The 7,347-nt window shown below is 72.5% G+C and carries 3 protein-coding genes; 2 read left to right on the top strand and 1 reads right to left on the bottom strand.

The annotated features are described in order from the left end of the window. The first annotated feature begins 254 nt into the window (after positions 1 to 254). A complete protein-coding gene (locus CCN44_RS29115; protein ID WP_208639859.1) occupies positions 255 to 896 on the top strand; it encodes a TetR/AcrR family transcriptional regulator in 642 nt (213 codons plus the stop codon). 970 nt (positions 897 to 1,866) lie between these two features. Here the strand turns inward: CCN44_RS29115 and CCN44_RS29110 are convergent. Beyond that, entirely contained in the window at positions 1,867 to 5,961 is a 4,095-nt protein-coding gene (locus CCN44_RS29110) for a hypothetical protein (protein ID WP_086700839.1), read from the bottom strand. 438 nt (positions 5,962 to 6,399) lie between these two features. Here CCN44_RS29110 and CCN44_RS29105 point away from each other — a divergent pair, with 438 nt between their 5' ends. Beyond that, a complete protein-coding gene (locus CCN44_RS29105) occupies positions 6,400 to 7,218 on the top strand; it encodes a DUF1963 domain-containing protein (protein ID WP_059255636.1) in 819 nt (272 codons plus the stop codon). The last annotated feature ends 129 nt before the right edge of the window (positions 7,219 to 7,347 follow it).

Raw genomic sequence — 7,347 nt, 5'->3', positions numbered from 1 at the left:
CCTGCCCCGGGGCAGGAACGGGCACGGGCACATCGACGATCTCCAGGCCATCGGGGTCTCCGAACGTCCTGATCACGACGGCTTTCATCTCGGCTCCTCGGGTCGGTGGAAGGACGGATCGCAGCTGCTGCGGCCGCGGGCGTCGAGCCGGCCCCCACGGCCGGGGCGTCACCGGCGAAGTGCCGGGACGGGGCGGCAGCACCGCCATCGGACCGTAACGGACGCCCCCGCCCGCTTGGCTAAAGTGAGAACCGATGACCCGCCATTTGCCTCAGACCGTGCGCTCCGACGCCCGCGACAACCGGGCCCGCATCCTGGACGCCGCCCGCGCGGTGTTCGGCGAAGAGGGCCTGAGTGCGCCCATGCGCGAGGTCGCCCGGCACGCAGGCGTCGGCCCCGCCACGCTGTACCGGCACTTCCCGGCCAAACAGGCACTGATCGCGGAGGCCTTCGCCGACCAGCGGCGGGCCTGCCGCGCCGCCGTCCGCGACGCCCTTACGGACCCGGACCCATGGCACGGATTCCGGAGCCTGATCGAGCGGATCTGCGAACTCCACGCGCACAGTCGGGGATTCGCCGACGCCTTCATGACGGCCTTCCCCGAGGCCATGGACTTCGCCGCCGACCAAGAGCAGGCTCGGCGCGCGGTCGGAGAACTGGCCCGCCGCGCCCAGGAGACCGGCCAGCTGCGCCCCGGCTTCGTCGTCGACGACCTGATCCTCATGCTCATGGCCCACCGGGGCCTCCAAGGCGCGCCGCGTGCCGCCCGGGCCACGGCCTCCCGCCGCTTCGCCGCCTACGTGATCGAGGCGTTTCGCGCCGCGCCAGAGACGGGAGCGCCTACGCCGCTGCCGCCGGCACCACGCCTGCTCACAGAGCCTCCCAGCACGCCGTGAATTCCGTCACCTGCAGGTCCGTCAACCGCGCAGCAAGACAGCCTCGCCGGGTTCCTGCCGGAGCCAGGTTGGAAAGGGCTCACTGAACCTGCATCGCTGTGAGGCTGCCTGTCGCCTGCGGCCGATCAGGGGCAAACGCCTGCGGCACGGCGGCCGGGCGGCGAAGGTGACGGAGCCGTGCCCGCTCACGGGTCGTGCGCCGGGACGGGCGCGAGCCGCTCTGCCTGGGGCGCGGCGATCGGCGCGCTGGTCACCGAGCGGGCCTGCGAGTTCCAGGCCGTCGGGCGCCTCGCTGCACGAGCGGTGGGCGGCCATGGGCCCCGATCGCTCCGGGCACTTCGCGGCCGTCGGGTACGACGTCGTCGCCGGGGCGGCTCACCGTGCGCCCGGAGTCGTCGGCCTGGGCGGACCGGCTGGAGCAGGGCCCATCGCTGCACAGCCGCCGACGTCGACCGTCGCCCGCGCTCGAACCCGCCGGGCGCGACTCAAGTCGCACACCGAACGCCACACTGCCGGCGCGCCGTCCGAGGGGCTCCCCATCCGGACTACCGCATGAGGCTGCGGCGAGGGACTGACGCTCCGGAGGGAACCGCCGGAGTTCACGGGAGTCTTCGACCCGGGGTGGTCCATGCCGGCAGTCGGCACCTCATACGCTCGCCGGCCAGCTGCCACCGCAGGGCGCGGCTCCCGCAGTACCCGGCGGAGCGCGGTGACCGCCCCTTGGAACTGCTCTCCGGACCTCACCCTGGTCAGCCCGTGCAACAGCCCCGGGCCTCCGCCGCCCATCGCCTCCGGCACCAAGCGGACCACCGGCCAGAGAAATGACGGCACGCATCCCCGCCGACCCGATGAGCACGCACCGTGCGGTCCGCCGGACAGCGGACGCTGCCGCGCGCAGGCGAGCGTCCGCTGCCGACCGGGTCCGGTCCTGGTTGTTCCGGCCTCGTGGCGCTTCGTCAGCGGTATCACCTCATCGGTACTGTCCCGATCGTCCTGCCAGGCCCGCCGCTACGCCGTCCCACGCCCGCGTGAACAGCACGGGCAGCGGGGCGGAGGGCACCGCAGCCAGGTGTGACGTCGACCGGTGCTCCCTGGCCAGCGGCAGCAGACCGAGCTTCGACGCCTCGACCGGCAGACGCGGCGGCTTCCGCTCCTGCCAGGCGCCCGGCAGGAAGAGGGAGCGGCCCGCTCGTGACCGGACGGCCCGCAGCACTCGGCCCGACGCCTCCAGTTCGGCCTGCGCATCTTTGAAGCGGCTGGGCTTCCAGCCGGTCCACGCCTTGACGTTGCGGTCCGACGGGTCCGGCAGCGCCAGCAGCATCAGGTAGAGCGACGCGGCGTCCTTGCCCAGCCCGAAGGCCCTGGCGCAGTCCTCGACGAGATGCGGCACGGACCGCGCCGGGTCCTGTTCCCAGCCGGGGGACCGCTCGCCGTCGGTGGCCAGGTGCTCCCCGAGCGCGGCGAAGTCGTCGCTCAGCAGCAGCCGCAGGTCCGCGACGGCGGGCAGTCCGGAGGGGCTGGGCAGCCACTGCGAGGGCAGCACGGAGTCGAGGTAGGCGTCCAAGGTGTCCAGCAGCGGATCATCGGGCCCCTTGAGCGCCGCAGGGTCCACACGCAGATGCCGCATGTCGTACGCCGGCTCGGCCACCTCCGTGACCGCCGGATGAGCGGAGAGCGCCTCGGTCGAAGGAGGCGGGCCCATCAGGTAGTTGGTCTGCAGGGAGAAGAGAGTGAGCGGGCCGGGGGCCGAGGCCCGCTCCTCGCACAGCCGGGATATCGCCGCGCCGATCGCGGGGCGCAACGGGTCACCGGCCGGGGTGCGGTAGGCGAGCCAGGCGGCGATCCTCGGCAGGGCCAGCAGGTGGGGTTCGCCGGCCAGGCTCGCGCGGTGGGAAGCCAGGCAGTCCGCCCCGGTGGCGAGGCGGCCGAGCAGGGCGGGCAGCCGCAGGTGGGGCCACCAGCCCCGGTCGCCCCGGCGCTTCTGCCGGGCGAAGGCCGCCTCGCCCTGCGGCGGGAGTGTCTCCTTGAGGGCGAGGGGCAGCAGCGCGGTGGGTACGGGCAGGGGGCTGCCCAGCTCCTCCAGCCACCACTCGGCGGCCCGGTCGACGTCGGGGCCTGTGACCCACAGCTGCTCGGGGTCGTCGGGAAGGAGCTTGTCGTAGAGGGTCGTGAAGAACCGGGGGCCGAGCGCGTCGGCCAGTGCGGCAACCGCCTGTTCCGCCTCCTTGTGCCGGATCTTCCAGGACTCCAGGTCGGCGGAGTAGTGGCCGGAGACGTAGTCGTCCTCGTCCTCCAACTGGTGCGGGGCGCAGGGGACGTGTGCGGTCAGCAGCGCGGTGGCCTCTGCCGGGGAGAGGCCCAGCCGCTCCGCGAAGGCTGCGGCGAGCTCGGGGCGGGCCGGTGCCGGGCCGTGCTTGCGGTACAGCTCGGCGAAGCGCGTGAACCAGCCGCCGGGGCGGACCGGCTGCAGCACATGGGCACGCGTGAGCTTCACGCCCGCGGCAGCCAGTGGGCCGTCCTCCGGGAAGACGCCGTCCGGGGAGTACTCCCACAACGTCCGCCGGGGGTCCCTGCCCGCACTGGCCAGTACGAAGGCGACGGACGTGTCCGTCCGGAAGACGGTCCCCGGAAGCGGGGCGTTGACGTCGGCACGGTCCTCGGGAACCTCGCAGTGGACGATCCGCCAATGCCCCGGCTCACCGGTGACGAAGGGGTGGGCGGCGTACATCATCAGCGACCGGGCCGCCGAGCAGTCCGCCCGCGACGAGACGGCGCACAGGACCAGTGCCGCGGCGCACGCGTGCGTGCGGCGAAACCGCCCGTTGCGGGGCAGGCGGTCGAACGTGGTGGTGGCCTGCGCCAGATCGCCTCCCCACACGGCCGTGCCGTCCTTCGCGAGCGCCATCATCTGACGGCTCACCTGGTCCTCCGGCTCCTCCGGCCGCGTGCCGGCGGTCGGTGACGCCTCGCCCTCGCCGGGGGCGAGGCGGCGGACCAGCCGCTCCAGTCCCGCACGGCAGTTGACGGCCATGACCAGGGCACGAGCGGCCCGGCTCTGCATCGGCTCGCCCAGTTGCGGCAGTGCCTCCAGGATCGGTCCGCGATTGGGTCCCCGGACACCCTCCTGTTCGACGTAGTCGGGCTGGAGCCTTCCCAGCAACTCCTCGACCTGCGCACGCGAGACGGTGTCGGGCAGCTCCGCCATCAGCAGCGGCATGACGTCCACCGCCGCGAACTCCGCGGCGGCGTCCGCGTCCCTGAGGAGGAGGTCCACCGCCACCCCCACGTGGACGAGCCGGCCGAGCAGCAGGACCAGTTCCTCGAAGTCGACCCCCGCGCGCAGCTTGGCCCGCTCGCGGTCGAACCAGGCCCGGATCTCCTCGTGCCCGACCGGATTGTCGAACAGCTGCGGGATCCGGTCCCAGCCCTTGGTCTGGTGCGGCTGGTACCAGCTGTTGGACGCCAGGTCCTTGGTGGTCATCTCCACGTCCGCGCGCACCCGTGCCCGCAGTTCGCGGGCGAAGCGCTCGTCCGCCTGCACGAACTCCAGCTCCGGCCGGTGGCTGAGCTGGATGTGGTACAGCTGCGACGGGCCGAGGAGCCCCGGAGGGTCGGCGACCGGGGCGCCGTGCTCCAGAAGCAGGTCGATCAGGTCGAGAGGCGTCCTGAAGTCGGTGTACTCGCCGAATCGCTGGTAGCGGAACTCAACGGGCACACCGTCGGCGGCCAGCTTCGGCGCGATCCGCTCGGCGATCTCGTACATCACGGGCCAGGGACCGTTCCTGTCGGTGTTCGACCGGATGCACGCGGACAGCCAGGCGGCGGCCTCGCCGACGGGCAGCCCCGGGACCTCGCCGGTGAGCAGCGCCAGCGCACCCGTGCGCTCCAGAAGCTCCCGCCACACCTTGGGGCTGTCGCTGAAGCGGCGAGGACGCAGCTTCAGCACTTGGCGGGCGGCCTCCGGAGCGTGGCTGCCGAGCAGGTCCATGGCCGGGCCCTTGAGGCAGTCGGTCCAGAACTTGTCGTCGGACAGCGAGACGCCGCCGACCGCGAACATCTCCCCGAGCAGCGTGGCCAGTTCCCTCTCGGGGTCCAGACCGGCGGCCTTGGCGAGCTTGCGCACATCGGCGGCCAGCTGCGGGTACACCTCGGACGACGCCTGGACGCGGCGGATCACCACCTGGCGGAAGCGCGAGAGGTCGGCCTCGCTCGCCGCTCCCTTGACGGCCAGCTCGCGAGCCCAGGCCCGCAGGACCGTGGCGGAGAGGGCCTTGCCCTCGGCGTACGTGAGATACCGCCCCAGCAGCCACTCCTTGTCGGCCTTGCGCGCCTGCACCCGCTCGGCGGTGCGGGCCCGTCCGAACCAGGCGGCGGCTGCCGCGTGCTCGCCCTCCCGAAGGGCGAGGTCGGCCATCTCGTCGAGGAGCGTGATCAGCAGTGCGGGGGCGGACTCCTCCAGGCCCTGGAGGACAGCGTCGATGTCCTGCTTGAAGACGAACCGCCACTGACCCGTGCGTTCCTGCAGGAGCAGGAGCTTCTCGGTCGCCAGCTCCTCGAAGCCGGGGTGGGCGGCGATGACGCGCTCGGGGAAGGGCAGTGCTCCGTCGGAGGGGTCCGGTATGCCGGTGGAGAAGCAGCCGTCCGGTTCCCAGTGCTGCTCGCGCATCAAGCGGTCGCGGTGCGGGATGAGCTGCTCGGGGAGCACCTGGGTCAGCGTGCGGCCGTCGAACCCGGCATACGTACGGGCCCACAGTCCGCCGTCCCCCAACTCGTCGGTCAGCTCGACGGAGTCAGCCTCCAGAGCCTCCCGCCACAGCGGGTCCGCGTCGGCCAGGGCACGCGGCACCCGCACACCGCCTTGCGCCCACTCAGCCGCCTGCAGGCGGCACGCCTCACGGTGCTTCCGCAGATGCTTCCGTGCCCCGAGAAGGGCTGCGAGCCCCGGAGCGCCCACGATCGCAGCGGGAATCTTCTTGAGCGTCCGCCCCTGTGGATTGCGGTAGACGACTTCCAGATCGTCCGTCAGTTCCGCGGTGTACCCGTCCTGTGCCACGCGCGTGCCCATGCGTCGGCCTTCCCCCGTAGTGCTGGTTCGATGATCACACGCTACGCCGTGCCACTGACAATGCCCGCAGAAGGTGAGGTGAGCCGTGCTCCAGGGGCACCAGCCGGCCCGGACCACCAGACGTGCCCCGGCGCCGGTCGCAGGTCAGGGTGCACGGGCCGGCAGTATTTCCGCACCCCGGGCAGCCGCAGCCCGCCACTCCTGCCCCCGAGTCGAGGCACCGATGACGGCCCTCTTCGTCCTGCTGCTGCGCACCAGTAGCTACACCCCGCCTACGCCTGTTGTGCAATGCAGCAGGCAGGCACAGGTAGCTCCCGCCGGCGGGCTCGGAAGGGTCTGCCCACCACCAGGATCAGGTGCCTTCTCGGCGTAAATGCCCCTACCTGCCTGCGAGTTGGTCCTCCCGCTGCCCGCCCGTACGCCCGTTAGGGTGGCCCGGTGACCGACGAGATCGTGGACAGACTGAACCGCTTCCGAGCCGAGGCGGCCTCCCGGGGCCTGCCGGCGAAGGAGGTGGAGGAATGGATACGTGTCGCCCTGCCGGCGGTGTACATGGCCGAGGGCGGTGACGGTCCCCTCGTGGCCCGGGTCGGCGGCGACCCCCTGCTGCCGCACGGCGCACCGGAGCCGTCCGATCCCTTCGTGGCCTCCGTCGACCTCGCGGCCCTCCCGCCGGGCGCGACCAGCCTTCCGCTGCCCGCCGACGGCCACCTGCTCTTCTTCTCCGGCACCGATGTGCACGGCAAGGAGGGGCCGGTGCCCGACGCGGTGCTGTACGTCCCCGCCGGGACCCCGACAATGCCGAGCCCTCTCGAACACAGCCGGCGCGAGCCGTACCGGCCGCGTGAACTCCGCACGGTCTGGCACCAGTCGAGCGCGCAGATGCCGGAGAGCTTCGCCCTCGACAGATGGGGCGACTTCCCCGAGGACGAGCAGTTCGAACTCGCCGACGAACTCTGCGGCGCCTGGGAAGACGTGGGCGGCTATCGCCCTTCCTGGACCTTGCAGATCGGCGGCCATCCGGTCTCGCCCCAGAACGACCCCGTCCACTACGCCCGTGATTCCGAGGAGGCCGGCCCGTCCGGGCAAAGCGGTACGGCCCACGGGGAGGGCGCCGACTGGGCTCTCCTGGCCACGTGGAGGTGCGGCGACGACGTCACGGAACTGGACTCCGGCGTCGCCCACTGGGTGATCCGACACCGGGACCTGGCGGCCCGGCGCTTCGACCGGGTCCACCGCTACGTCGAGATGGCCTGACCGTGCGGGGCGGGGACGACCGGCTCCCGGCGCTCATCAGCCGCCCTCCCCGCCTACGCCACCCGGTCCGTGCCCTCACGGTGACGATCGCTCTGCCCGGAACGGGTGCTGCCCCGGTCACCGGGTCCC

This window comes from Streptomyces tricolor, from assembly GCF_002155905.1.
Classification (GTDB): Bacteria; Actinomycetota; Actinomycetes; order Streptomycetales; family Streptomycetaceae; genus Streptomyces; species Streptomyces tricolor.
This window is presented reverse-complemented; position numbering and strand designations above follow the sequence as displayed.